At 41.5% G+C, this 25,434-nt stretch carries 26 protein-coding genes and 1 pseudogene; 12 read left to right on the plus strand and 15 right to left on the minus strand.

Annotated features, from left to right (window positions below; translation table 11 throughout):
* The first annotated feature begins 10 nt into the window (after positions 1-10).
* Positions 11-1,258 (plus strand): peptidase T, encoded by a 1,248-nt coding sequence (gene pepT / locus NXS07_RS01430; protein WP_258086038.1) that lies wholly within the window; start codon positions 11-13, stop codon positions 1,256-1,258.
* 40 nt (positions 1,259-1,298) lie between these two features.
* Here pepT and NXS07_RS01435 read toward each other — a convergent pair whose 3' ends face one another.
* The 8 genes from NXS07_RS01435 to rluE all read right to left on the minus strand — a co-directional run bounded on the left by NXS07_RS01435 (position 1,299) and on the right by rluE (position 9,259).
* Complete coding sequence (locus tag NXS07_RS01435; protein WP_258086039.1) at positions 1,299-2,420, minus strand: ribosomal protein uL16 3-hydroxylase; 1,122 nt, start codon at positions 2,418-2,420, stop codon at positions 1,299-1,301.
* A gap of 96 nt (positions 2,421-2,516) precedes the next feature.
* Positions 2,517-3,977, minus strand: coding sequence for a two-component system sensor histidine kinase PhoQ (gene phoQ / locus NXS07_RS01440; RefSeq protein ID WP_308686586.1), 1,461 nt, complete (start codon positions 3,975-3,977; stop codon positions 2,517-2,519).
* Entirely contained in the window at positions 3,967-4,650 is a 684-nt protein-coding gene (gene phoP / locus NXS07_RS01445) for a two-component system response regulator PhoP (RefSeq protein ID WP_038195148.1), read from the minus strand. The genes phoQ and phoP overlap by 11 nt, the downstream gene beginning before the upstream one ends.
* A 298-nt stretch (positions 4,651-4,948) precedes the next feature.
* On the minus strand, positions 4,949-6,319 hold the full coding sequence (gene purB / locus NXS07_RS01450) for an adenylosuccinate lyase (protein ID WP_038203317.1): 1,371 nt from the start codon (positions 6,317-6,319) through the stop codon (positions 4,949-4,951).
* A gap of 23 nt (positions 6,320-6,342) precedes the next feature.
* Positions 6,343-6,969 carry a high frequency lysogenization protein HflD gene (hflD, locus tag NXS07_RS01455; RefSeq protein ID WP_038203320.1) on the minus strand — a complete coding sequence of 209 codons (627 nt, stop codon included), beginning with the start codon at positions 6,967-6,969 and terminating at the stop codon, positions 6,343-6,345.
* 2 nt (positions 6,970-6,971) lie between these two features.
* The gene (mnmA, locus tag NXS07_RS01460; RefSeq protein WP_258086040.1) at positions 6,972-8,075 is read right to left on the minus strand and encodes a tRNA 2-thiouridine(34) synthase MnmA; all 1,104 of its coding nucleotides are present in this window, start codon (positions 8,073-8,075) and stop codon (positions 6,972-6,974) included.
* A gap of 109 nt (positions 8,076-8,184) precedes the next feature.
* Positions 8,185-8,637 carry an NUDIX hydrolase gene (locus tag NXS07_RS01465; RefSeq protein WP_038203345.1) on the minus strand — a complete coding sequence of 151 codons (453 nt, stop codon included), beginning with the start codon at positions 8,635-8,637 and terminating at the stop codon, positions 8,185-8,187.
* Positions 8,630-9,259 (minus strand): 23S rRNA pseudouridine(2457) synthase RluE, encoded by a 630-nt coding sequence (gene rluE / locus NXS07_RS01470; RefSeq protein WP_258086041.1) that lies wholly within the window; start codon positions 9,257-9,259, stop codon positions 8,630-8,632. The genes NXS07_RS01465 and rluE overlap by 8 nt, the downstream gene beginning before the upstream one ends.
* A gap of 141 nt (positions 9,260-9,400) precedes the next feature.
* Between rluE and icd the strand changes: the two genes are divergently transcribed.
* Positions 9,401-10,654, plus strand: a complete 1,254-nt coding sequence (icd, locus tag NXS07_RS01475; protein WP_046336840.1) for an NADP-dependent isocitrate dehydrogenase — start codon at positions 9,401-9,403, stop codon at positions 10,652-10,654.
* 874 nt (positions 10,655-11,528) lie between these two features.
* Positions 11,529-11,765, plus strand: a complete 237-nt coding sequence (locus NXS07_RS01480; protein WP_258086042.1) for a hypothetical protein — start codon at positions 11,529-11,531, stop codon at positions 11,763-11,765.
* A gap of 11 nt (positions 11,766-11,776) precedes the next feature.
* Here NXS07_RS01480 and NXS07_RS01485 read toward each other — a convergent pair whose 3' ends face one another.
* Positions 11,777-12,064 carry a hypothetical protein gene (locus NXS07_RS01485; RefSeq protein WP_258086043.1) on the minus strand — a complete coding sequence of 96 codons (288 nt, stop codon included), beginning with the start codon at positions 12,062-12,064 and terminating at the stop codon, positions 11,777-11,779.
* A gap of 78 nt (positions 12,065-12,142) precedes the next feature.
* Here NXS07_RS01485 and NXS07_RS01490 point away from each other — a divergent pair, with 78 nt between their 5' ends.
* Complete coding sequence (locus NXS07_RS01490; RefSeq protein WP_258086044.1) at positions 12,143-13,390, plus strand: amino acid permease; 1,248 nt, start codon at positions 12,143-12,145, stop codon at positions 13,388-13,390.
* Positions 13,391-13,399: 9 nt separating this feature from the next.
* Here the strand turns inward: NXS07_RS01490 and NXS07_RS01495 are convergent, their stop codons facing one another.
* Complete coding sequence (locus NXS07_RS01495; protein WP_155271343.1) at positions 13,400-13,558, minus strand: hypothetical protein; 159 nt, start codon at positions 13,556-13,558, stop codon at positions 13,400-13,402.
* Positions 13,559-13,972: 414 nt separating this feature from the next.
* Here NXS07_RS01495 and NXS07_RS22155 point away from each other — a divergent pair.
* From NXS07_RS22155 to prfH, 4 genes and pseudogenes are all read left to right on the plus strand, one after another.
* A pseudogene (locus NXS07_RS22155) lies at positions 13,973-14,068 on the plus strand (hypothetical protein); the annotation flags it as partial.
* 299 nt (positions 14,069-14,367) lie between these two features.
* On the plus strand, positions 14,368-15,105 hold the full coding sequence (locus NXS07_RS01500; protein WP_038206523.1) for an ankyrin repeat domain-containing protein: 738 nt from the start codon (positions 14,368-14,370) through the stop codon (positions 15,103-15,105).
* 382 nt (positions 15,106-15,487) lie between these two features.
* Positions 15,488-16,609 (plus strand): RNA ligase RtcB family protein, encoded by a 1,122-nt coding sequence (locus tag NXS07_RS01505; protein WP_038206525.1) that lies wholly within the window; start codon positions 15,488-15,490, stop codon positions 16,607-16,609.
* Positions 16,606-17,223, plus strand: a complete 618-nt coding sequence (gene prfH / locus NXS07_RS01510) for a peptide chain release factor H (RefSeq protein WP_038206527.1) — start codon at positions 16,606-16,608, stop codon at positions 17,221-17,223. Before NXS07_RS01505 ends, prfH begins: the two co-directional genes overlap by 4 nt.
* A gap of 43 nt (positions 17,224-17,266) precedes the next feature.
* On the opposite strand, the gene NXS07_RS01515 is transcribed toward prfH, so the two are convergent.
* From NXS07_RS01515 to NXS07_RS01525, 3 genes are all read right to left on the minus strand, one after another.
* Positions 17,267-17,638 (minus strand): hypothetical protein, encoded by a 372-nt coding sequence (locus NXS07_RS01515; protein WP_046336838.1) that lies wholly within the window; start codon positions 17,636-17,638, stop codon positions 17,267-17,269.
* Positions 17,639-17,749: 111 nt separating this feature from the next.
* Positions 17,750-18,232 carry a PliI family lysozyme inhibitor of I-type lysozyme gene (locus NXS07_RS01520; RefSeq protein WP_046336837.1) on the minus strand — a complete coding sequence of 161 codons (483 nt, stop codon included), beginning with the start codon at positions 18,230-18,232 and terminating at the stop codon, positions 17,750-17,752.
* A 427-nt stretch (positions 18,233-18,659) separates the two neighbouring features.
* Positions 18,660-18,851, minus strand: a complete 192-nt coding sequence (locus NXS07_RS01525) for a hypothetical protein (RefSeq protein ID WP_012989158.1) — start codon at positions 18,849-18,851, stop codon at positions 18,660-18,662.
* Positions 18,852-19,634: 783 nt separating this feature from the next.
* Here NXS07_RS01525 and NXS07_RS01530 point away from each other — a divergent pair.
* The gene (locus tag NXS07_RS01530) at positions 19,635-21,089 is read left to right on the plus strand and encodes an alanine/glycine:cation symporter family protein (protein ID WP_046336836.1); all 1,455 of its coding nucleotides are present in this window, start codon (positions 19,635-19,637) and stop codon (positions 21,087-21,089) included.
* 340 nt (positions 21,090-21,429) lie between these two features.
* Positions 21,430-22,260 carry an N-acetylmuramoyl-L-alanine amidase gene (locus NXS07_RS01535; RefSeq protein WP_258086061.1) on the plus strand — a complete coding sequence of 277 codons (831 nt, stop codon included), beginning with the start codon at positions 21,430-21,432 and terminating at the stop codon, positions 22,258-22,260.
* A 110-nt stretch (positions 22,261-22,370) separates the two neighbouring features.
* Here NXS07_RS01535 and NXS07_RS01540 read toward each other — a convergent pair whose 3' ends face one another.
* The gene (locus tag NXS07_RS01540; protein WP_012989155.1) at positions 22,371-22,757 is read right to left on the minus strand and encodes a helix-turn-helix domain-containing protein; all 387 of its coding nucleotides are present in this window, start codon (positions 22,755-22,757) and stop codon (positions 22,371-22,373) included.
* 188 nt (positions 22,758-22,945) lie between these two features.
* On the opposite strand from NXS07_RS01540, the gene mgrB reads away from it, so the two are divergent.
* Together mgrB and NXS07_RS01550 are read left to right on the plus strand one after the other, a co-directional pair.
* Positions 22,946-23,086, plus strand: a complete 141-nt coding sequence (gene mgrB / locus NXS07_RS01545; RefSeq protein ID WP_461716741.1) for a PhoP/PhoQ regulatory lipoprotein MgrB — start codon at positions 22,946-22,948, stop codon at positions 23,084-23,086.
* A gap of 504 nt (positions 23,087-23,590) precedes the next feature.
* Complete coding sequence (locus NXS07_RS01550; RefSeq protein WP_258086045.1) at positions 23,591-24,961, plus strand: amino acid permease; 1,371 nt, start codon at positions 23,591-23,593, stop codon at positions 24,959-24,961.
* 246 nt (positions 24,962-25,207) lie between these two features.
* On the opposite strand, the gene NXS07_RS01555 is transcribed toward NXS07_RS01550, so the two are convergent.
* Entirely contained in the window at positions 25,208-25,411 is a 204-nt protein-coding gene (locus tag NXS07_RS01555; RefSeq protein WP_080717481.1) for a hypothetical protein, read from the minus strand.
* Positions 25,412-25,434 lie beyond the last annotated feature (23 nt).

The following is a 25,434-nucleotide window of genomic DNA, read 5'->3' on the forward strand; positions in this document are numbered from 1 at the left end:
GGAGGAGAAGATGGACAGATTATTAGAGCGTTTTTTTGAATATATTGCGTTTGATACTCAATCAAAACCATCAGTTAAAGCCGTTCCCAGCAGTAATGGTCAACTGAAACTCGCCAGAGCACTGCATGATGAGTTGACTCAGCTTGGTTTTTCTAATGTTACGCTAAATGAGCAGGGTTGTGTAATGGCAACATTGCCATCCAATGTTGCCTGGTTTGTGCCTGTCATCGGTTTTATTTCACATCTCGATACTTCGCCGGATTTCTCTGGTAAGCATGTTAATCCGCAAATCTTGGAAAACTATCGAGGAGGGGATATTGCCTTGGGGATAGGAAATGAAGTGCTGTCGCCAGTCATGTTTCCGGTATTGCATAACTTATTGGGAAAAACATTGATTATGGCGGATGGAAAAACTTTATTGGGAGCGGATGATAAGGCGGGCATTGCTGAAATTATCACAGCGATGGTGCGCTTGAAGCAGCAAAACATTCCACATGGCGATATTAGGGTTGCATTCACGCCCGATGAAGAGATTGGCAAAGGAGGACACTCTTTTGATGTAGAAGCTTTTGGTGCTGAATGGGCCTATACCGTGGATGGGGGTGGCGTGGGTGAGTTGGAGTTTGAAAATTTCAATGCAGCGACTGTGACTATCAAGATTGTCGGTAATGTGGTTCATCCTGGCAGCGCCAAAGGGGTGATGGTCAATGCATCTTCTCTGGCAATGCGTATCCATCATGCATTGCCAGTGGACGAAACACCTGAACATACGGAAGGATATGCAGGTTTTTATCACTTGCAGAGTGTAAAAGGTACGGTGGAACGTGCTGAGATGCATTACCTTGTCCGTGATTTTGACCGTGATAATTTTGAAAAACGTAAAAACACGCTATGCGCTATTGCGGAAAAGGCGGGAAAAGGACTGCACCCAGATTGCTACATTGAACTGACGATTGATGACCGTTATTACAATATGTACAGTGAAATGATGAAACACCCACATGTTATTGCCATTGCTAAACAAGCTATGTTGGATTGCGATATTGAACCGATAATTCAGCCTATTCGTGGTGGTACTGACGGAGCACAACTGTCTTATCGCGGTTTGCCTTGCCCGAATATTTTTACGGGTGGATATAATTACCATAGTCGGTATGAATTTATTTCACTGGAAGGAATGGAGCAGGCGGTAAGTGTCATCATGCGGATTGCTGAACTGACAGCTATCCGTGAAAACAATTCATTATTTGACATATAGAAAATCCATCTGCTATGCAGATGGATTTTTTACTCAGAGATTAATCATTAAAATACCAGTAACCGCTATTGACCAATGCCGCTAGTAGGCTGATAAAACGAACATCATCAATGGCATCACCCAGAATACCCGCATCCACTCGATCATGCTGACAAAGCGCATCAGCGGCATGGATATGAGGAGTATCTATTAATTCGCCATTGACAAAACATTGATCATCAACTCGCAGGACGCGTAACCCACTTAAGCGATTCAAACTTTCACCTTGCTTCAGCAGTTCATAAATTTCATCGCTTTCATAAGGGGGTTCTGGTGGGGCAATGTCCAACTCATGGCGTGATTGGGAGATAAATTCGCCAAACCAATTTTGGAAAGTTGCTGGTTGTTCCAGCAGATCACGCATCATTATTCGCAGAGTGTCCAGTTCATTTGACTGAATTAGCGCTGGATTATCACGCAATGCCAGCTCTGGATCGCTATAACGATGGCTTCCCAATTCATTTGCCAGAATATAATCAGCAAAACCACTGAAGAGTTCACGGGCATTGGGTGCGCGGAAGCCTACGGAATAATTTAGTGAATCCTCGATAGCGTAGCCTTCGTGCGGGAATCCAGGGGGAATATAAAGAATATCCCCTGGCAACATTTCTTCATCAATGATTGCCTCAAAAGGATCAACCTGTAATAAATCAGGGTGAGGGCAATGCTGTTTCATTGGTATTTTTTCGCCGACACGCCAGCGACGGCGTCCCTGCCCCTGAATGATAAACACATCATATTGGTCAAGGTGAGGGCCGACACCACCGCCTGGAACAGAGAAAGAGACCATCAGATCATCCATTCGCCAGTCAGACAGCATGCGAAATGGTTTCATCAGGGCAGAAGAAGGAAGATGCCAGTGATTAACGGCTTGTACAAGTAATGACCAGTCTTTTTCGCCTAAATGGTCATAAATTTCAAATGGTCCATGTGAAACTTCCCAACGACCGTTTTTCTGACTGACCAAACGGCTATCGATTTCATTTTCCATCGCCAGTCCCGCCAGTTCGTCGGGAGAAAGGGGATCGATAAATTGCTGGAAACCCTGCTTAATCAGCAGTGGCCGTTTTTGCCAATGATTCTGCAAAAACGATTGCCAGTCCAGATTTAGCTGATAATCCATGGTGACATCCTGAGTGACAAGTGAATTTCCGGCCATTATAACGAATAGTCAATCACGATATCAGTTTTGGTTGAAATATTTCGAGTTTGCTCCCACTCAGTATTCACAGCTTTGCTGTGAGCGGAATACTACATTTACCCTAGTCCCCCCAAGTGGGCTATCTTCAACGCTGATGCTTCCGTCATATTGCACGACAATTTCAGCAGCAATTGACAGCCCTAACCCTTGACCAGAACGTAATGTATCTGCACGTAGACCACGCTCGAAAATCATGTCGCGTTTTTCTGGCGGTACACCTGGGCCATCATCATCGACAATGATAGTGACAGAATTATCGCCCATTAAGGCGGTGATTTCGACGAACTCCAGACAATATTTACAGGCATTTTCCAGAATATTTCCCATCACTTCCAAGAAGTCATTCTTTTCGCCTAACCAAGTGATTTCGGAAGAAACATCCAGTGTAATATCGACCCCTTTGTACTGATAAACTTTTGTCAGTGCGATGATCAGTCTATCCAGCAAAATTGAGACGGAAGAAGTCTGTCTCAAAAGTAGGTTATGATCGCTGTGCATATTGGCACGACGTAGGTAGTAGTCAACTAGTTGGGACATCCGGTTGATTTGCTCAAGCATGATTGGTTCAGCCTGTGTAATGGACATCTGTTTACCTGAGCGCAGTGAAAGTAGGGTAGATTGCAACACGGCTAATGGGGTTTTTAGGCCATGTGATAAGTCAGAAAGTGTCGTGCGATATCTAGTATAACGTCGACGTTCATTGCTTAATAATGCATTCAGGTTTCTGACCAGACCTTTTAATTCGTTGGGGGGCTCTTCATCCAATTTTTCACGTTCACCTCTTTCCAGAGAGCTTATTTGGGTAATTACCGATTTAATTGGACGCAGACTCCAATCGGCAGCAAGCCAGATTAATGGGATGATTAAAATCAGGTTGGCAAGCAATACATATCCAAACCATGCCCAGACTTTCACTGAACTCTGCATATCTTGTGGGATAGTATCAATAATAACAATTGTCATCGCAGGCAGTTTATCGGTCTTAGCATAAGAGTTGACTGCTACAGAATAAGTTAATGACTCATCATTATCGATCCCGTCGGTTTTGGTTGAATTGTCTGACTGAGTCGATGTTTTAGGGTAGAGAAAACCTTCCTTTTCTTTAAAAGAGATAGATAAATCATGCAAACCATCTTTTTTCAGCCATTCCTCAGGAATTTTTTTTTCCAATTCTGGCGTATGATTTTGGCGCCAGAGAATACGACCTTGATTGTCATAAATCAGGGCCAGGGAGCGATTAGTCATGGATAAATTTGGGGGAATTTTAATAACCAGCTTGCTACCATCCCATTTAGCCAAGGTACTAAATAAATTACTTTGGCTACGGAGTATGGAGTAAATTGTTTTATCAAAACTCACTAAATACCCGATAATGGCGACAAGGCCATATGACAGCGTCAGCGCAAGGATAATGGCCGACGTCGCCATGAGAAATCGAGTTCTCAGTGAAATATGCTTTTTCGAAAATTTAAATATCATGTTGTTTTACATCGAAACGATACCCTTGGCCTCGGACTGTAACAATGACTTCGTCTGACCACTCATTCGATATTTTTTTTCTTAAGCGTCCCATTAATACATCAATTGTATGACTTTCACGTAATTCAGCATCAGGGTATAACTGGCGCATCAGTGATTCTTTACTGACAACTTTGCCATTATTACGCATCAGAGTTTCGATAATCGTATATTCGAATGCAGTCAATTTGATACTGTTTTTATTAACTGAAAACTCTTTGCGAGAGAGATCAATTAAGAATGGCGATAATTCAACGAGTTGAGATGCTAGCCCACTATGACGTCGCATTAATGCCTGTATGCGCGCGTTAATCTCTTCCAGACGAAAAGGCTTGGTAACATAATCATCTGCTCCAGCATTCAGTACTGTGACCTTTTCTTGCCAGCTGTCATGAACTGTGAGGATTAGGATCGGTAAATTAACCTGATCGCTGCGCCAACGCCGTATCATGCTGAGGCCATCTTCTCCGGGTAACCCCAGATCGACGATAGCAATATCAGGATGATTTTCTTTCAGATAATAATCAGCTTCTTTGGTATTTTCAGCCGCATCAACCTGATGACCGAGTTCTTGGAGCTGTACTGTCAAATGATGGCGAAGTATCGCCTCATCTTCAATAATGAGTATACGCATAATGATTCCTTATGCTAATCAGTAACGTTTACTAAGTAAATTTAAAATAGCTAAATAGTCAATTTCGCCAACAGGTATTAAATAAGATTATATATATCATTATTATGATTGAATTAAGTATAGTAACTATTTTGGCCAAGCCGGAATATTAATGAAAGTGACTTTTAAAAACAAGGGATTAGAATTGGTGGGAGTAGATAACTTTGCTTTTATTTATGTTTTATGTAATTTTTCGCATGCTTTTTTTCCCCTATGGACAGGAAAATTTCCTGTCCATAGGGGGATATATGAAAAAATTTTATTTTAATTCATCGACTAGTGAAGTGGCATAGCCAATGTAGTTTGCTGGTGTCATGGATTTGAGACGAGATTTTTCCTCTTCGGGAAGCTCAAGGCCATCAATGAAGGTTTTCATACCTTCGGCATCAACGCGTTTACCGCGTGTTAGTTTTTTCAATTTTTCATAGGGTTTTTCAATACTGTAACGGCGCATGACGGTTTGGATAGGTTCAGCCAGCACTTCCCAGTTCTGATCCAGCTCATCCAACAGGTGCTGTTCGTTGATTTCCAATTTATTCAGACCTTTCATGGTGGCTTGATAAGCAATTAGCGCGTACCCCAAACCCACACCCAGATTGCGCAATACAGTCGAATCCGTCAGATCACGCTGCCAGCGGGAAACGGGTAGTTTGCTGGCAAGATGCCCCAGAACAGCATTTGCCAATCCCAGATTTCCTTCAGAATTTTCAAAATCAATTGGATTGACTTTATGTGGCATGGTAGAAGAGCCGATTTCACCAGCAACTGTTTTCTGTTTGAAATGATTCAGGGCAATGTAACCCCAGGTATCACGATCAAAATCCAGTAGGATAGTGTTAAAACGTGCTACACAATCAAACAGTTCCGCAATGTAATCATGTGGCTCGATTTGAGTGGTATATGGATTCCACTGAATCCCCAGAGATGTGACGAATGATTCGCTGAACTGGTGCCAATCCACCTGCGGATAGGCAGACAGGTGAGCATTGTAGTTGCCGACAGCACCGTTGATTTTACCTAGGATCTCAACCTGCCCAAACTGGCGAAATTGGCGCTCCATACGATAAGCTACGTTAGCCAATTCTTTACCAACAGTAGAAGGGGTGGCGGGTTGTCCGTGTGTACGTGACAACAAAGGTAAGTCACGGTAGTCGTGGGCCATACGCTTGATAGTGTCGATCAACTGACGCCATTGAGGCAGTATAATCTCTTCACGGGCGGTTTTGAGCATCAATGCATGCGACAAATTATTGATGTCTTCTGATGTGCAGGCAAAATGAATAAATTCAGAGACTTGATGAAGAGCAGGAATATGCGCCACTTTTTCTTTCAGAAAATACTCAACGGCCTTAACGTCATGGTTGGTTGTGCGTTCAATTTCTTTGATGCGCAGTGCGTCCTGTTCATTGAAATTTGCGACAATTTCATTCAGGTAAGCGTTTGCGCTTGCATCAAACGCAGGAACTTCTTTAATTTCTGTTGTGGCGGCCAGTTTTTGCAGCCAACGTACTTCAACCTGCACGCGGAATTTCAGTAAGCCGAACTCACTAAAAATAGCGCGCAGTGCGCTAACTTTGTCGCCGTAACGACCATCAATTGGAGAAACAGCGGTCAGTGAGGATAATTCCATTGGTAGCAACTCCCGGATTTAATTTAACAATGATCAAGAATGTCTTTTGCCTGTCGGATTAGGCGCTGACGAGAAAACATGATTTGCAGGCGACTGCCGCCAACTTGCTGCCATAATACGGCGCTGCGGATACCTGCCAGTAATGCTGCTCGGACTTTCGCCTGTACCAGCGTATTGCGTAATACATCAGGTGAACCCGTGACTTGAATGCGAGGCCCTAATGGGCTGATAACATCGACATAGATACCCGCAAGGGCGTTGAGGATACCCTCTGACATAGGTTCAAAGTAGGTTTGTTGACGCTCTAGCTGGTTAATGCGATTAGCCAGTTCATTAGCTGCCGCCTGATTTTTGCTAAGTCGGCGTTCTAATACTATTAGGCTCAACATATAGCGGGTAAGGCCGGCAGAGACTCCACTGCGAGTGTTGTTGAACATGCTCAACATAGCATCAAGGCCGATGCGCAGGTTGCAGGCATCGTTGCCAAAGACATCCTGTGTGGATGCCGGATTCATGTTCAAGATACTGTTGATCATCACTTCAAAAGTATCGGCATCACATTGGCCTTCATGGGCAAGCTGCTGAACCAGATGGCCTGACTGGCAGATACCTGCCAGTGCCAGTGTAATGTCATAATAATTTTTAGCCACGACTACTCCTGTATACGTTGTTCGATCACGCCACCGCCTAGACAGATTTCCCCCTGATAAAATACGGCCGACTGACCTGGAGTGACAGCGGCAACGGGGCTATCAAAACGAACTTCAATTTTGTCTTCATTCAAGGGGATGACAGTGCAGGGAATATCATGCTGACGATAGCGCGTTTTTACTACGCAGCGCATTTCTGTTTTTAATGTCTGACGATCAACCCAATCAAGCTGTTGTGCAATCAAACCGACAGACATCAGACGAGGATGATCATGACCCTGAGCAACAATCAGCGTATTGTTTTCGACATCTTTATCGACAACATACCATGCCTCTTCGCTGCCATCTTTGGTTCCACCGATCCCCAATCCTTTGCGTTGGCCGAGTGTGTGGTACATCAGACCAGTATGCTGACCGATGGTCTGTCCATCAACTGTAATGATAGAACCCGGCTGGGCAGGCAGGTAGCGCCCCAGAAAATCGCGGAATTTACGCTCACCAATAAAGCAAATGCCTGTAGAGTCTTTTTTCTTGGCGGTTACCAGCCCGATTTCTTCAGCAATGCGGCGAACTTCGGGTTTTTCCAGCTCCCCAACGGGAAACAGGCTTTTAGCAATTTGCTGGTGGCTCAGGGTATACAAAAAGTAGCTTTGATCTTTATTGTCATCCAGTCCACGGAGCAATTGGCTGATACCATCCACATCCCGACGGCGGACATAATGGCCTGTTGCGATGTAATCAGCCCCTAAATCCTCAGCAGCAAATTCCAGAAATGCTTTGAATTTAATCTCTTTGTTACAGAGGATATCGGGATTTGGAGTTCTGCCCGCTTTATATTCAGCAAGGAAATGTTCAAACACATTATCCCAATACTCGGCTGCAAAATTAATGGTATGCAGCTCAATGCCCAGTTTGTCACAAACTGCCTGGGCATCCGCAAGATCAGCGGCAGCCGAGCAATATTCTTCACCGTCGTCTTCTTCCCAATTTTTCATGAACAGACCAGCTACCTGATAACCCTGCTGTTGCAGAAGGTAGGCGGAAACGGATGAATCTACACCGCCGGATATCCCGACAATGACTTTTTTCTGGCTGTTATCTAACATGGATATATCTCACTGCGGAAAAAAACAAGCGCAATACTTTAACACGTCGGTAGATAAGGTGCACCAAACGTCTTCGCGCGCTTTCTTATTCGGCTTCTTATTTAAAAGTTCATTTGGTGAAAGGTGACCCATAGCTATCCAATATTGATAACGGGTAAGCCTGATTTTCCAGATAACAGCGGATACTTTCAGCAACGAGCGGTGATCGTAGCTGTGGGCTGCTGAGGATCTCTTCTGCATTTAGCCAGTGGCAGCAGTGAATATCTTTATCTTGTGGATCGGTATCTACGATTTGTTCCATTTCAATCAGGAACAGAAAACGGATAAAAGGCGTACCATCAGGGGCGTTCCACTGATGTAATTTCAATAATGCCTGTGGCTTGGCACGAATGCCGGTTTCTTCCCATAATTCGCGTTCAGCGGCTTCCAGCAACGTTTCGCCCGCTTCAAGATGACCCGCAGGCTGGTTCCAGAGGGGAATCTCATTAATGAATTCTTCGACGATCAAAAATTTGCTTTTTGCATGCACAATGCAGGCAACTGTGACGTGTGGATTAAACAAAATCAATTTCTCTCCATTCTCCTGGGGATAGCTGCCCCAATTGTAACGAACCCATACTGAAACGAATTAAGCGCAATGTTGGAAAACCGACATGAGCGGTCATTCTGCGTACCTGACGGTTGCGGCCTTCAAAAAGGGTAATTTTAAGCCAGCTTACTGGAATACTTTTCCGTTCCCGAATAGGAGGAATCCTTTCCCAGAGCCATTCTGGTTCTTCTACCAACTCGGCCCCAGCGGAAAGTGTTGGGCCATCTTTCAATGTGACGCCGTTGCGTAGCTTGTTCAGAGCGCTCTCATCAGGAATTCCTTCAACCTGAACATAATAAACCTTAGCTGTTTTTTTATGAGGCTGCGTCAACTTGGCCTGCAATTTTCCATCGTTGGTTAAAATCAGCAACCCTTCGCTATCGCGATCCAGACGACCTGCGGCATAAACATCAAGAAATGGGATAAAATCCTTTAACGTTGTCCGCCCCATTTCATCGGTGAATTGTGGGAGCACATCATAAGGTTTGTTCAAGATCAGTACCCTGCGAGGGCCTGTTAATTTTTTTATAGTATCTTTATTTTTTCTTTGGCTGAATCGGTTAAGTTTACGTTTTTTAAAAGAGATATTTGTCATGATAAGCCATCGCGCAAAATGAGGGTGCGTATTGTACCTTAAATCTGTGACCATTGGCGTTTGCAGAATATTCAAGTAGTATTGACACGTCCCTTACAAAAAATTAACAAGTCATTGCGCTTATCTTGAAAGGAGAGGTTAATGGAAAGCAAAGTAGTTGTTCCGGCGGAAGGTAAAAAAATTACTATTGATGCCAAAGGTAAATTAAATGTTCCGAATAACCCGGTAATCCCTTATATCGAAGGGGATGGCATTGGTATTGATGTAACGCCGGTCATGCTGAAAGTTGTTGATGCTGCGGTTCAGAAAGCTTACGGCGGTGAGCGCAAAATTTCTTGGATGGAAATCTACACCGGAGAGAAATCTACCCAGGTTTATGGCAAAGATGTCTGGTTGCCAGAGGAAACTCTGGATCTGATCCGTGACTACCGTATTGCTATCAAAGGCCCTCTGACAACACCTGTTGGTGGTGGTATTCGTTCTCTGAACGTGGCCCTGCGCCAGCAATTAGATCTATACATCTGTTTGCGCCCTGTTCGTTACTATCAAGGTACTCCAAGCCCGGTTAAACAACCTGAATTAACCGATATGGTCATCTTCCGGGAAAATGCTGAAGACATTTATGCTGGTATTGAATGGAAAGCAGGCTCAGCAGAAGCGGATAAAGTGATCAAATTCCTGCAGGATGAAATGGGTGTCACTAAGATCCGTTTTCCTCAGCAATGTGGTATCGGTGTGAAACCATGTTCAGAAGAAGGGACTCAGCGTCTGGTACGTGCTGCGATTGAATATGCCATCGATAACGATCGTGAATCAGTGACTTTGGTTCACAAAGGCAACATCATGAAATTCACTGAAGGCGCTTTCAAAGACTGGGGTTATGAACTGGCTCTCACCGAATTCGGCGGTGAACTGCTGGATGGTGGTCCATGGGTGAAGATCAAGAATCCTAAGAGTGGCAAAGACATCATCATTAAAGATGTGATTGCGGATGCTTTCCTGCAACAAATCCTGCTGCGTCCGGCTGAGTACGATGTTATCGCGTGTATGAACTTGAACGGTGACTACATTTCTGATGCATTGGCGGCACAGGTAGGCGGTATTGGTATTGCACCAGGGGCAAATATCGGTGATGAATGCGCATTGTTTGAAGCGACACACGGTACTGCACCTAAATATGCTGGTCAGGACAAAGTGAACCCAGGCTCTGTGATTCTCTCTGCTGAGATGATGTTGCGCCACATGGGATGGTTTGAAGCTGCTGACCTTATTATTAAGGGAACGGAAGGGGCGATTGCTGCCAAGACCGTAACTTACGACTTCGAACGCCTGATGGAAGGCGCTAAGCTGCTGAAATGTAGTGAGTTCGGTGATGCACTTATCTCTCATATGTGATTGATTACGTAATTGAATAGATAACGGGGGCTTAATAGTTCCCGTTTGTTTTTTGTACATCGAAACTCTTCTGCAAAACGGATTAAAATTTGAACGCTATTTCGCGGCTAAAATAATCCAGTCTTTGCCTCGGTCATCGTGGTATTTATACGGGTTCTGTCGCATTAAGGTGAAGTCAGGTAATATTCTGTCTTTTACGCTGTGAGCTGAGCATGTCTTTAATACGAAAATTATCTGGCGATGAGTAGAATGAATATGATTACGAGAATTGTAAGTGAGTAATAATAGAAACTATTGGGGAACATCTTTTGCCTGCGCCGCTTTCGCATACCCCATAATTAAATTTGCGTGTTTGTGTGGTTTAGATCTTAACCTTGGTGATAATTATGACGTATATTATGAAAATAACTTAAACTCGTTGTAATTACTGCGCTTGGTAAGTACTGAGTACATGTCATAATTTGCGTCATAAAGCAGACTGAGACTTACTTAAAATCCGACCTATTAAGTCATAAAAACCGTACTAATCGACCGTCAAGATCAACTAAGACATGAACAGCTATTTTTCCCCACTACAAGTCTGATAATTTAACAGAACTTCCAGTATTGCTGATAATGGGTTATCCTTCGGGAAACTGCAATAATGCAGAAGGCGCGCTTAATGGGGTTTGAAGCGTTAATCTATTCACGTTTCCACCTCCGTAGACGGAGGGGAGCAGCTACACTGTCACCTGATGTTTTCTGTCCGCATCAATGATGCTATTCGCAGTGACTCTGAATAGTATTTCCGACGTTATAACCCCAAAAATCCCGAACACGAGGCTGTCAGAAAGCCTATTCCGGGCTGACCATTGAAACCCGTAAAGCACGTCTGATGCAGCTTCGTGAGAACTGGCAGAATACCTGCAACCAGTATTTTGAACGTGCACAGCGCCCGGAACACATCGCGGAAGAAATCCAGAAAGCGACAAAGGCACTGATCGTCGCCGGCAGTCAGACTCGCGATGAAGAGCTACGGCAACGTAACACCTTCATGCACTGGAGAATGACAGCCGGACAGACTCGCTGCATAAACAGTCTCGGGAGATGGTGGCAGCATTGTAGAGCCTGAAAACAACCCTTTCAGACTTTCATCATAAACATCACGAAACTGTCCGGTGAGGTCACAACGTGACTGAATAGCCTCAAAATGGGCGCGCGGGATGAAGTTACCAAAGGTATATAGAGCAGCTTTGATAAGCTCAATGAAACGTTTGGCAAAAAACTACTGCAACGGCTGGAGATAACAGAAGCATCTTTTGATGCACTGGATAAAAGACTCAAGGCAGCTTGTGACAGACTGGAAAACGTTAACAGCCGACTGCAATATCGGTTTATTGCATGGCTTGCAGTGAGTGTGGTGGTTGGCACACTGTTTTTCCTGAAAAGATTTATCTTTATCCTGGTTTAGGAAAACATGAAAAACTATAAACTTAGTAGGAGACGTACTTGAAGACGGAACAAAAGTGGATTCATGAATACAATATTTGGTTTTATGCACTATTCGGAACGGCAGTAGGTGCAGGAACCCTGTTTCTCCCTATACAATTAGGACTATCCGGACCACTTGCTATGTTGGTTATGCTATTGATAGCATTCCCATTTACCTATTACCCTCACCTAGGTCTTGCACGTTATATCATTACCAGCAATTCCCCTTCTCCCACATTACTCAGTGCAACCAAACAATATTATGGGATCAGGATAGCTCGTATCATCAACTTTTTTTATGCACTAACTTTCCTGCTTATTATTTTTGTTTATGCAATATCTATTACCAATTCCGTTAATATTTTGTTGCAGCAATTTTGGCAGATTCAGTTTCCACGAACACTAACAGCGTTTATGGTAGTTTTAGGGTTACACCTAATTTTCTTATTGGGTAAAAAAATCACACTGAAATTCATGGGCGTGTTAGTTCTTCCACTCATTCTTTACCTGCTGACATTATCTGTGACGCTTATATTTCAATGGGATAGTGCAAATATTAAACATCTCATCAGCAATATTCATACTGATCTGGATTCAGTGAGAGCGCTTTGGTTACTAATGCCAGTTATGGTATTCTCTTTCAGCCACACCCCAATCATGTCTACTTTTTCTAACCACTGTAAACGAGCCTATACAACAGATGCGGAATACCACATTAAACAGATTGTGAAACCGACTTATGCGCTAATCTGCATAGTCATTCTGTTTTTTGTATTTAGTTGTGTTTTAACGTTATCACCTCAGGAAATACAGGCAACAAAAGACAACAATATTACCATTCTCAGCGCGATCGCGCAGAAAGAGGGCTTGTATTGGATAGCAATAACGGCAACCCCTGTTGCTATCATTGCTATGACTAAATCATTCTTAGGAACTTACTTTGGGGCATTGGAGGGAGTAAGAGGATTAGTCGGAGCATTGGAGAGTAAAATTCTCCATCATAAAGAAAATAAAGTGCGTGATAAGTTGATCGGCATGGCTATTGTTTTTGTCCTTACTTTAATGATTACTATCTGGAATCCGAATACTCTGAACGTTATCGCAGGCATCACTGGACCTATGATTGCGCTTATTTTGTTTGTTTTACCGTCTCTATCAACGTACTTGGTTGAACCACTACGCCCCTATCGTTCTTTTTCTAATTTGATAGTTCTATTAGTCGGTCTTGGTAGTTTTGGTATTGCTGTTTTTAGCCTTTTTAGCTGACAGCCATTCTCAATGGGGTTTCTGAAAATAATCGAATCCCCATGCTTTCATTATGACCACACCTGGGAACTGACATTCGGTAATTCCATCTCTATTTTTCATGTTTACAGGAAATACAGTGGGAGTGTTTACATCCATAAAATTCTCAAGGAATTCTTTATGTGTCATAATATTATCCTATTATTCAGGTAATAAAACCCCGCACATTTGCGAGGCTGGTGTTTAATTTAATGACTTATTTAGATAGTACTATATACATAAACGCGAATATTGGTGGAAATAAAAAGAATATAGCCAATATTGAACATGAAATTCTGTAGGTTGCTTTTTTGAATACACATGCCATAGCTGTAAAAATCAGCCCTATAGGAACAGAAATGCACCAAAAAAAACCAAATAGAAAAATATAATCACAAAAAAGCGAATTTATGAATTTTACTGCTTTCGCCATATATAATCCCTCATGAAATCCCATTATAGATGTCATGAATATATCAGAGTCACTCACCACAGCCCATTATTGATTATTGAACCTGTTCCGTTTGCCATTGCTCCTGAAAACTTCACCGTGTTCACCAAATTGACTTTATCGTTAAGGGAACGGAAAGGGCGATTGCTGCCAAGATTGTGACTTATGATTTTGAACGTCTGATAGCTTCCGTTGATTTATTGAGATAAGAGATTCGTTTACCAAAATTCCACTCAAACTTTTCCTTATAACAGATCTATCTCCGTTTAAATTATGATATGTAAATAATAAATCTTATTTTGATTGAAATTATAAAATCAATATATAGCTAACCGAGATTGTAAATTTAATTGTTGCGGGTAACGATTGATAAGATTAATCAGTAGTGTAAGATATTAAAGAATTGTAACTCAATGATAATAAGGCATAACAGTAACAGAAATAATCTATTTTGATTATATTCTTTTACTCTTTTAAACGTGAGATTAGATTAAATAATGAGGGAATTATGAGAAAGATAATAATGCTTTTTACGTTACTATTTACATCGGTTAATGTTAATGCTCAAGTATTAAATGAGAATAATCCGGACAAGTACAAGAAATTCAGGCTGGATTATGTGGAGATGGTCGATCTGGCTAACCCACAAAGGTTATCGTATAGAGTTTTTTATGAAGAGCCTTCTACCGGAGAAAACAGCAAGTGGTTTGATGCTATTAAGCAAGGTGATTTTGAAACCGTCAAAAAAATGGTTGAGAGTGGTCAAGATATTGAAGCCAAAGACACCGGTAGCTTAAATCAAACTGCACTGGGTTGGGCTACCTTTATTGGTTATGAAGATATAGTGGATTATTTAATATCAAAGAAAGCTAATTTGTGGGCGACAGACACAAGGGATGTTCATCATACCTTAAAATCGGCAGTTTTAGGTAAAAATACCAACATAGTGAAGAAAATACATAATCTAATGAAGCATGAACTTGATTTAAATGATCAAACTATTGAGGATGACGGCGAAACACCCGTAATGATCGCAGCAAGCAATAATAGAATTGAGATAGTAAAATATCTGATTGAGCAGGGTGCGAATCTGAATTTATTTACGATAACTGATGATAAAAGCATGTATTCTTATGATCAAAGCGCATTAACCTATGCCTGTGAGCGTAATTTAGAAGAAATGCAAAAATTACTCATTAAGCACGGGGCGTTAAATCACAAAACACATAAGCCATCATGTAATTAATTTTGTAAGATATAATTAAATAAATATTAAAGTAGAATTCACTTGTGATCACTACAGATATAGCCATCTATGAAAATAGATGGCTATATCTGTTTGTAATAATAGAATATGCCCTATTAGCAACTATTACTTGCGGGTAGATGAGATTAAATAAAACACTGGTAATGGACATAAAACTTAGAGTAAGATGCAGCGTACTGACTGTAAGTACAGATATCAACTAAACCCCATTAATAGCTGAAAGGAGGAATTTATGATGACAACAACAATGACTCTTCTCAGGCCAGCTCATAGCTAATTACTGATTTTTCTTTTTAGTATTGCTTTGGCTAGGAAGGCCTGATCACATCCCTTATTTTTTCATTGATCATAGGATTGATCCATGGGCAATACTTTGCATTTAGCTACGTCTCGCGTTCAGATTATCGCAGCAGAAAATACTTGGCTGGAAGGTAAAGCTATCCAGCAACTTGAAACAACAGCACAACTCCCTGATATGGTAAGCGTCGTTGGTCTGCCTGATCTCCATCCGGGCAGAGGATATCCCGTTGGCGCTGCATTTTTTTCACATTCACGTTTTTATCCAGCCCTTATTGGCAATGACATTGGCTGCGGTATGGCGTTGTGGCGAACAGATTTGACACTGAATAAATGGTCGCTGGACAAGCTGGAAAAACGGCTTGGTTCTATTGATAATCCTCTGCAAGCAGAAGAGTTGCCTGATGATATACCTGAGCATTTTTGTTATTCACCGGGAACGATTGGTGGTGGCAATCATTTTGCTGAATTGCAGCAACTGGATGAAATTTATCAGCCGGAAATGCTCGAAACATGGCAATTGAATAAGCAACAGCTCTTATTATTGGTACATAGTGGTTCGCGCGGGTTGGGACAAGTTATTCTTGAACAGCATGTTCGCGAACATGGGCATAATGGGCTGATAGCCTCCAGCCCGGAAGCACAGAGTTATCTTCAACAGCATCAGCAAGCTCTGGACTATGCTTGTTTTAACCGCCAGTTAATTGCAGAGCGGATGTTAAAACGCTGGCGAACTCATGGAAGTTGTTTATTTGATGTTTCACATAATATGCTTATGCCATACACAATTGGCGGTGTTGATGGCTGGCTGCATCGTAAGGGCGCAACACCTTCTGATCAAGGAGCCGTAATTATTCCGGGATCTCGAGGGGATTACAGCTACTTGGTTCAGCCACTGACCAGTGATCGCAGTCTCTTTTCCCTTGCACATGGTGCGGGACGGAAATGGATGCGTAGTGAGTGTAAAGCACGTTTAACTGGACGTTATAACTCAGAACAGCTTTCTCGTACCGCATTTGGCAGTCGTGTGATTTGTTTGGATAAGCAACTGATTTTTCAGGAAGCCCCAGAAGCTTATAAACCTATAGGCGGCGTGATGGATGCTATGCTGCAAGCGGGTTTGGTGAAATTGATAGCGCGGCTTAAGCCCATTCTGACATATAAAACGCGGGGTAACAAGGAATGATATTGTTGCAGATTTCCGCGGCTCAGGGGCCAGATGAATGTGCGCTGGCCGTCAGAAAGGCTTTGGAACGGTTGATCCATGAAGCCGACGAATTAGGTGTTATGGCTGATATATTGGAGGAGGAGGCAGGGCGGCGTTCTCATACATTACGCTCTGTGATGGTTGCTATTCAGGGCGAAAATGAACAGCAGCTTTTTGAGCGCTGGAGCGGGACTATCAAATGGATTTGTGCAAGCCCGTGGCGAAAAGAAGACGGCCGCAAAAACTGGTTTATCGGTGTGGCGCAGTTTAAACCTTTACAGCAAATGATGGAAAGTGAAATCCGTTTTGAAACGCTAAGAGCCTCAGGTCCTGGTGGGCAGCATGTCAACAAAACAGAATCAGCGATTCGGGCAGTGCATATTGCTAGTGGAATTAGTGTCAAGATACAGTCGGAGCGAAGTCAGCATGCTAATCGGCGGCTTGCTTGCTTGTTATTGGAGCATCGGCTACAGCAACAGCAAGATATGCATCAGGCTCAACTTAAGGCTGAACGACGTTTATTTCACAACCAAATAGAAAGGGGTAATCCTGTACGTACCTTTGCAGGTATGCAGTTTAATCCGCAAATTTGATGATAAATAGAGCGACGATGGGTGTTCGTCGCTCTAGAATCGATTATTGAGTACCTTGAGATAAGGTATTTTTTATTTGAGTCTTGCAGGTTTTGACGGATTTATCTAATGATTCATCAAAATGTTTATGGCTTGGAAATGCCTGTTTATTCTTTCTGATTTCTATGACTGTTTGTTTGATAGTGGTAATTAATTCATCTTTGTTGCTATGGATTTCCTTAAGATCAAATCCCTTCTTGTTCAATTCACTAAAGGTTTTTTGAGCTATAGTATCTGGTGAGTCATTGGTCTTGAATGCTTCTACAGAGGCTTTTCCAAACAAATCACAATAGGTTTCCGCTGTTTTATCTGCATTCATATGTGCGGCATAAGAGAAGAATGGGACAAGGAAAAGGGGTAGTAAAAGACGTTTCATAGTTTCCTCTTAATCGACTAGACCGGGATAGTGGTGACAACATTAACAATAGTACATTATTCATGGTTTGCCCCGAATTCCGGTGGAAAACTGGGTGCCTTGATGATGTGATTAATGGTGTAGCTGGCCTGTGCACTGGCCTTTTTTACACAGGGTGCGGAGTAACTGAATTGGGTCATGTTTACTATCTGTATTGATTCGGGCGAGGAATCTGACATTTTTATCTGTTATCTTGAGTGCATCAACTTCAAGATAATTCCCAGAGCCTGCCGTAAGTTTGTACACAATCAACTCCTTGGCACCATCACCGTTAATATCTGCAAATGTCACTCTTGGCTTATTGTTATCTTCGAACACCAAACCATCACGGGAAAAAACAGCTCCGGTTTCGAATTCCGTCAGATCCCGATCCTTGAAAACAGCGATAGAATAGCTGCCAATTGATTCACTTTCCAGATCGCTAACTGATATGACGGCAAATCTCTTATCAGGTAAACTAATCAATGCTCCGTCTTTTGCGAGGGCTGGGGTTGATAGTGATAGAACGATTAGAGCAGGGATAACAGCAATTTTTAGTATCTTACACAAATACATAAGCAATACTCCATTGGCTATTGTTTGTTTCAACATGTGGATGGTATTAAATTTATATCGTAGCATGGATTTCAAAAGCTGAGATGCTTACTGGCCGGATGAAGTCGTCAATTGGGTTAGGTCGATAGCCTATAGGTGAGAGAATGTGATTTTAGTGCGGATTATTAGTAAATTTTATTATTATTATTTGGATATTAAAAGTGTGGTTATTGACTATAAATAACAAGAAAATATTTCGTAATATGGTTTTTTTTGATATGGATGCTGAATTTTATTCTAATTTAGATATATCATTCTTTAGAAATATCCAACAATTCATTACACATTGGTTATTTTTTGTTTGAAAATATGAATGGAATTAATTGAAAGCCAGAAAATCAACGGGAGTGGAAACTCCCGCTTTATTAATCTCAACATATATCAAACTCTACGTGCTGTTTTTTTCAATTTTTTCTACAACCTTGTTGTATTCTTTCCAAACAACGGATACTGGTGAACTTAAACAACAGATAGAGATCGAACCGCCTGTTGCTGGGTGATACTCGTATTTTGATTTTCCTCTATAAACCCGTTTAGGCAGAATGTTGTCTGCGGGGTTTTTTCTTTTTCGCTCTAACATCAATTATAACCTCACTAGCAGATTATCTGATGGCCAGATAGTGGAACATTAACATCTTATTAACTTATCGTTGTTGTTTCTACTGTAAAAATAACAATTGAAAATTTTAATATGCAATGATGGTTTTTTCCAACTATCACAGTATTAAAATTTAATAATCTCATTTGAAGAAGAATATTGCTATATGTTTTCGTAAATCTTAGAAATTTCAATATTAAATTTTGTAATTATTTTATTATTTTTAATAAATAGAGTTATTACTACATAAGGAACATGACAGTATATGGGAGGGAGGAAAAGTGAGTAGTACATTTGGTGTGCTTGTAGAAAGATGACTTCTGATTAAAGCACGTTTTTTATAAGGGTATTGTATTGAGATTGCTTTGTGGTGGTTGTATCTTGATTGCCAAAAGGTTATTTATTATGGGTGAAATTGTTAATTAAATTGTATTTTTGCAATATATCTGGAAACAAGATTACGCAGCATGTATTGCTGGTGAAATGCGCTTGAGAGGCTTGGAATGGGCAATAAATCTCCAGTAAAACTTAGTGTGAATCTTAATAAATGCTAAAGTAAATGTAAAAAAATTATTAAAAGTTACCCATTGAAATAGATATTGTGTTACATTCTTTTCGTTTTACTGGCGGGTATCTCTGTATTTTTTGTACACAGAATTGTGTTGCTTGTGACTGGTTAATTATAAAGGATATTGAGCACAATAAATTTTGCAGGATACTGATTTATGGTCAGCTAATGTTTGCTAATAGTAAGGGGAAAATATCTTGACGGATCTGATTAACTTCATTAACAACATACTTTGGGACTACGTATTAATATATTTACTCCTTGGAGTTGGCCTTTACTTCACACTGCGCACTGGTCTTATACAGCTTCGTCATTTTAGCCACATGTTTTCAGTCTTGAAAAATAGTAATAAGTCAGATGATTCTGGCATTTCATCTTTTCAGGCTTTATGTACTAGCCTTGCAGCACGTGTTGGAACGGGTAACCTAGCGGGAGTTGCAATTGCGATTACAGCTGGTGGGCCTGGCGCTATTTTTTGGATGTGGGTAGTCGCATTTATTGGTATGGCAACTTCTTTTGTGGAAAGCACGCTTGCCCAGTTGTACAAGACGAAAGACGATCAAGGAAATTATCGTGGCGGCCCTGCCTACTATATGGAGAAAGGGTTGAAGAAGCGATGGATGGGGGTATTGTTTTCAGTCTTCCTTATTATCGCGTTTGGTCTTGTATTTAATGCTGTTCAGGCAAACTCAATTGCGGAAGCGGCTGCTTTTGCCTTTCATGTCAAACCTATTTATGTCGGTATTGTATTAGTCATTATCAGTGGCGCGATTATTTTCGGCGGATTGCGTTCGATTGCGCGGGTTGCGGAATTAGTCGTACCACTTATGGCTGGTGCTTATTTGTTACTGGCGTTTTGGGTTATTGGTCACAATATTGAGCGTATTCCAGAAGTATTTGCATTAATTATCAAAAGTGCCTTTGGCCTTCAGGAAGCGATCGCGGGAACATTAGGTTATGGCATTTCTCAGGCGATGATTCAGGGTGTTCAAAGAGGGCTGTTCTCGAATGAAGCGGGGATGGGTTCTGCACCAAACGCAGCGGCTTCCGCATCGCCATATCCGCCGCATCCGGCCTCTCAGGGCTATGTGCAGATGCTGGGGGTATTTATGGATACGATTGTTATCTGTAGTGCAACCGCTGTCATTATCCTGTCTTCTGGTATTCTCAATGAAAATGTGACTGCTATCAGTGGAATTGAATTGACTCAGCGGGCATTATCATCGGCTGTTGGGCATTGGGGAACGACATTCATTGCTATTGCAATCTTCTTCTTTGCTTTTACATCGATTATTGCCAATTATGCTTATGCTGAAAGTAACATGATATTCCTGGAGCGTAATCACACCGCAGGTTTGTTTATCCTGCGCTTGGCTGCGTTAAGCATGGTGATGTTTGGTTCGTTGGCAGAAGTGCCATTAGTCTGGAGTATGGCGAACTTATCGATGGCATGTATGGCGATTGTTAACTTGATTGCTATTCTTCTGCTATCAGGTATTGCGATAAAGCTGGCTAAGGACTACAACCAACAAAGAAAAGCCGGGCAGTTGCCGACATTCGATATCAATATGTATCCAGAGCTTCAAAAGGAAGTTGAAGAAGGCATCTGGGATAATAAGTCCTCTCAGGACAGCCAGAAGTGCAGTCATTGATACTGAAGTATATGCTTAATCAATTCAAGTTGCAGCGCGGTAGTAAATGAGCGAAGCGAATCCCCAAGAATATAGCTTTCTATATGATTGGGGTGAGTGAAAGCCACCAATAAAGCAGCAATTTAAAAGGTAAAGGATATACATTCATTATGAGTAATATGATGTTACTCATATGAGATAAAACGTATCAGCCGGGCATTCAATCATTCAGTGGATGCCCGGTTTTTATTGGATTTTAATAAGCACCTCTGCCAGTAAAAAACATCACATCTATTGTAGTCTTATCTACTATATAGTCATGATGATTCTATTTTTCCTCCATAATCACTGATCAAACATGATAAGAAAATTAATATTAGGCGTATGTATTACGTTGTTGATTGGTTGTAGTCATCAGCCTCAACGGGAAGTCAGAAACGATTATATCGTTGATCACTCGCATTCTTATTCGACTAAGCAAGGCATCGATTCAGCCCGATTTCTTGTTTTGCATTATACGGCATTGAATGATCAAAATTCTTTACGGGTATTAACCGGAGGTAATGTCGGTGTCCATTATCTCATCCCATCTCGGCCAAAATATGAGAATAAAGAACCCGTTATTTTTCAGTTGGCTTCTGAAAATGAAAAGGCCTGGCATGCAGGGAGGAGTGACTGGAAGGGGTATAAGAATTTAAATAGCAATTCTATTGGGATTGAAATCGTTAATTGTGGTTTTAAGCAACACTTTATCAAAAAAGAATGGTGTTTATACCACCCGTCACAAATTGATGCATTAATCCGACTGGCAAAAGATATTATTCAGAAATATCAAATTGAGGCTGTGAATGTTGTTGGCCATAGTGATATCGCCCCGCTCAGGAAAAAAGACCCTGGTCCTGTTTTTCCGTGGCAAGCACTTTATCAACAAGGTATTGGTGCTTGGCCGGATCTCATAACGGTTAATAAATATCTAGCCAACAGGGTGCCGAGTATGCCTGTGCCAGTCATTGGTATACAGAAAGCGTTGGTTCTCTATGGCTATTCCATACCTCAGACAGGTCATTTGGATGAAGATACCCATAAAATCATTCAGGCGTTTCAGATGCATTTCCGCCCATCAGATATTAGTGGTGTTCCTGATGCGGAAACGGAAGCGATTGCTTTGGCATTAGTCGAAAAATACAAATGATGATTAATGCAGCACAATAGTGCTGTGTTATTCAGAGCACTGGAATAGATATCATGAAGTGAGGGAAGGAAACGGCGGCCTTAACGAATGGCCGCTGATGGTGCTAGAGTTCATAACTGGCAGTTATAAGTCAAATGCAATGGAAGCTTAACCTCAAGTTCTATATCTGTACTTTGACGAAAATCGTAAGGTGTAATGCCATATTCTTTACGGAACATATAGGTAAAATGAGATTGGGAGCCAAAGCCGAAATCTAAGGCAATATCAAAGATAGACAAGGAACTGTTTCTCAGCAGGTGAACAGCGCCGGCCAACCGCCGTTGGCGTATGTACTTTCCAAGCGAGATTTCCGTGACTTCCTTGAATATTTTCTGCATGTGCCAAAGCGAATAGCCAGAATAAGCAGCAAGCTCTTCAAGATGGATAACTCGGCCAAGGTGGTTTTCGATCCATTTACTCAGTGCGCATACAAGTGCTAAGTGGTTATCTTGTGGCATTACAATTTTAAATTGATTGAAGGTTTGAGGAGTATACACAACTTCCTTTCAAGATGACAAAACCCATCAGCATAGGTATTTCCAGTAATCAAGCGCGAAATTTAAATTTTTTCTACATGAAAACTCTCTATAATATTTTATTATAAAGTTAACTACAATGAAATTATTGTGAGGTGACTCAGTTGAACATAAAAAAAACTTTTTTAGTGCTATGTTTAATAACAGTGTGTCTGTTTTTATATTTATTAGCGTTGGACATCCATTGTGATCAAGGTAATGAAGGGTTTGAATTGGGGATCTGTTCAATTACCCGATACCTGCCTTTTTGATATTCACCTCAATCATCCTCTTGCAACTATCTGTGCTAACATACGTTCGCAGTATTCATTCTTGGGAAATGATGTTTTAATATTCACCTGATTCTAATTAGCAGACTAAGAGCTTATCCCAGCAGGCGTTAATTGTTGACGACAGTTTGAACACGGACTGTGTAGAAACCGGAGCGTAAACGTAGTTCCTTAAGGATTAGCACGTGAAGATGATTCGCTGAGTTCCCCTTTGGGCTGTACTAAAGCGCGTTTAAAAACTATTGCTTTCGTATGAACACAGTCTAGGTTCAAAGTGATAAATAAGATAGCTTAATGGGGTTGGTTTAAATGTCGCGCTAAAATCAGAGCTTAATCCAATAGCTACAATTGTTAAGGTAGTTTGAGCACGACAAATCGCGCAGAAATTAGGGGAAATGAGAAAATTTCTCGCCCTGTTCAGGTTCAAAACGACAAATAAAATAGCTTAATGGAACGGGTTCTAAGCATTATAATTAAGAGGACTAGATGGCAGAACAAGCAGAACAATCTACGCTTAAGCGTGGTTTAAAGAACAGGCATATTCAGCTTATTGCCCTCGGTGGTGCAGTAGGAACGGGATTGTTTTTGGGGATTGCTCAAACCATAAAAATGGCTGGGCCTTCGGTACTTCTCGGATATGCCATTGGTGGGTTTATTGCATTTCTAATTATGCGTCAACTGGGCGAAATGGTTGTCGAAGAGCCTGTTGCTGGCTCGTTTAGCCATTTTGCTTATAAATACTGGGGTGATTTTGCCGGTTTTCTGTCTGGCTGGAATTACTGGGCAATGTTCATTCTTGTCGGAATGGCAGAATTGACGGCAGTCGGCATGTATATTCATTATTGGTGGCCGGAAATCCCAACATGGATTTCTGCTGCAATATTCTTTGTGCTGATCAACGCCATTAACCTGATTAATGTCCGGTTATATGGTGAAACCGAATTCTGGTTTTCCATCATCAAAGTTACTGCCATTATTGGCATGATTATCTTTGGAGCTTATTTGCTCATCAGCGGCACTGGCGGGCCACAGGCTAGCGTAGCCAATTTATGGCAGTATGGCGGGTTTATGCCAAACGGGGTTTCCGGTCTGATTATGGCGATGGCCGTGATCATGTTTTCATTTGGTGGACTGGAAATGGTCGGGATTACTGCGGCAGAAGCTGAAGATCCTGAAAAAAATATTCCAAAGGCAACTAATCAGGTCGTTTATCGAATCCTGCTGTTTTATATTGGTTCGTTGTCTATCCTGCTTTCGCTTTACCCATGGATGAATGTGGTAGAAGGCGGCAGCCCATTTGTTTTGATTTTCGATCACTTGGATAACTTTTGTGTGTCTAATATCCTGAATGTGGTTGTATTAACGGCGGCATTATCTGTTTATAACAGTGGCGTATACTGTAACAGCCGGATGCTGTATGGTTTGGCAAAACAGGGTAATGCCCCTCGCATCCTGACAAAAGTTAATCAGCGCAGTGTACCTGTTTTATCAATAGGATTGTCGGCATTGGCAACATCTATAGGGGTGCTGGTTAACTATATTATGCCCGGAAAAGCATTTGAATTGTTGATGGCGCTGGTAGTGACAACGTTGGTCATTAACTGGATTATGATCTGTCTGGCACATCTGAAATTCCGAGCTGCAAAAAATGCAGAAGGAATTAAGACGAAGTTTCAGGCATTTTGGTATCCATTCGGCAACTATTTGTGCTTAATATTCCTTGCATTCATTCTCGTCATTATTCTGATGACACCGGAAATACGTATCTCAGTTATCCTGATGCCGTTCTGGATTGGCATGTTATGGGGAGGCTACTTGTTCTCCAAGGCTAAAAAGGCAAAGGCGCGAGTTATCTAACGGTAAATTTGTTCAGTATTCTTCCGGCCGGATCTATTTCCGGCTGGTCTTATGATTAGCTTCATTAAACTTCCTACAGCCAGCATCATACTCAACAGGGAAAATGATGCAGGAAATAGAGTCTGCGCAACATAATGTGTGCCACTCAGTCTAACTTCCTCGTTCAACTATCTTGGATCACCATTGCTAGCGTAGCCAGCCAAAAAGCACATTCATACTATTGTATGTCCCGGGAATATAAGTTGACTAAAATGACAGTCTATTATATTCGATAGAAAAAATCGGTAATGGCAAAGGGGCATAATAATAATTATTACTTGCTGTGACATTTAATGTCAATCCCATTCCGATTCTGAAACCATCCAGAGCACCTGATATCCACACGCTATAAGCTTTATGAAATAATATTATCGCACTAATTAATAGAATAGTAGATGAGTGTGGATCCATATTAGAATTGAATAATATTTAAT

Origin of the sequence: Xenorhabdus bovienii (assembly GCF_024721015.1) — a bacterium.
GTDB classification, from domain to species: domain Bacteria; phylum Pseudomonadota; class Gammaproteobacteria; order Enterobacterales; family Enterobacteriaceae; genus Xenorhabdus; species Xenorhabdus bovienii.

What these genes read in the sequence shown, in the direction of transcription:
- purB (WP_038203317.1), bottom strand. Translation starts at nt 6,319, where the DNA reads ATGGAATTATCCTCACTGACCGCTGTTTCTCCAATTGATGGTCGTTAC.
- NXS07_RS01500 (WP_038206523.1), top strand. Translation starts at nt 14,368, where the DNA reads ATGAGAAAGATAATAATGCTTTTTACGTTACTATTTACATCGGTTAAT.
- NXS07_RS01515 (WP_046336838.1), bottom strand. Translation starts at nt 17,638, where the DNA reads ATGAAACGTCTTTTACTACCCCTTTTCCTTGTCCCATTCTTCTCTTAT.
- mnmA (WP_258086040.1), bottom strand. Translation starts at nt 8,075, where the DNA reads ATGTTAGATAACAGCCAGAAAAAAGTCATTGTCGGGATATCCGGCGGT.
- NXS07_RS01435 (WP_258086039.1), bottom strand. Translation starts at nt 2,420, where the DNA reads ATGGATTATCAGCTAAATCTGGACTGGCAATCGTTTTTGCAGAATCAT.
- rluE (WP_258086041.1), bottom strand. Translation starts at nt 9,259, where the DNA reads ATGACAAATATCTCTTTTAAAAAACGTAAACTTAACCGATTCAGCCAA.
- NXS07_RS01505 (WP_038206525.1), top strand. Translation starts at nt 15,488, where the DNA reads ATGGGCAATACTTTGCATTTAGCTACGTCTCGCGTTCAGATTATCGCA.
- NXS07_RS01480 (WP_258086042.1), top strand. Translation starts at nt 11,529, where the DNA reads ATGCAGCTTCGTGAGAACTGGCAGAATACCTGCAACCAGTATTTTGAA.
- NXS07_RS01525 (WP_012989158.1), bottom strand. Translation starts at nt 18,851, where the DNA reads ATGTTAGAGCGAAAAAGAAAAAACCCCGCAGACAACATTCTGCCTAAA.
- NXS07_RS01520 (WP_046336837.1), bottom strand. Translation starts at nt 18,232, where the DNA reads ATGTATTTGTGTAAGATACTAAAAATTGCTGTTATCCCTGCTCTAATC.
- NXS07_RS01540 (WP_012989155.1), bottom strand. Translation starts at nt 22,757, where the DNA reads ATGCCACAAGATAACCACTTAGCACTTGTATGCGCACTGAGTAAATGG.
- icd (WP_046336840.1), top strand. Translation starts at nt 9,401, where the DNA reads ATGGAAAGCAAAGTAGTTGTTCCGGCGGAAGGTAAAAAAATTACTATT.
- NXS07_RS01555 (WP_080717481.1), bottom strand. Translation starts at nt 25,411, where the DNA reads ATGGATCCACACTCATCTACTATTCTATTAATTAGTGCGATAATATTA.
- phoQ (WP_308686586.1), bottom strand. Translation starts at nt 3,977, where the DNA reads ATGATATTTAAATTTTCGAAAAAGCATATTTCACTGAGAACTCGATTT.
- phoP (WP_038195148.1), bottom strand. Translation starts at nt 4,650, where the DNA reads ATGCGTATACTCATTATTGAAGATGAGGCGATACTTCGCCATCATTTG.
- prfH (WP_038206527.1), top strand. Translation starts at nt 16,606, where the DNA reads ATGATATTGTTGCAGATTTCCGCGGCTCAGGGGCCAGATGAATGTGCG.
- NXS07_RS01550 (WP_258086045.1), top strand. Translation starts at nt 23,591, where the DNA reads ATGGCAGAACAAGCAGAACAATCTACGCTTAAGCGTGGTTTAAAGAAC.
- NXS07_RS01495 (WP_155271343.1), bottom strand. Translation starts at nt 13,558, where the DNA reads ATGACACATAAAGAATTCCTTGAGAATTTTATGGATGTAAACACTCCC.
- pepT (WP_258086038.1), top strand. Translation starts at nt 11, where the DNA reads ATGGACAGATTATTAGAGCGTTTTTTTGAATATATTGCGTTTGATACT.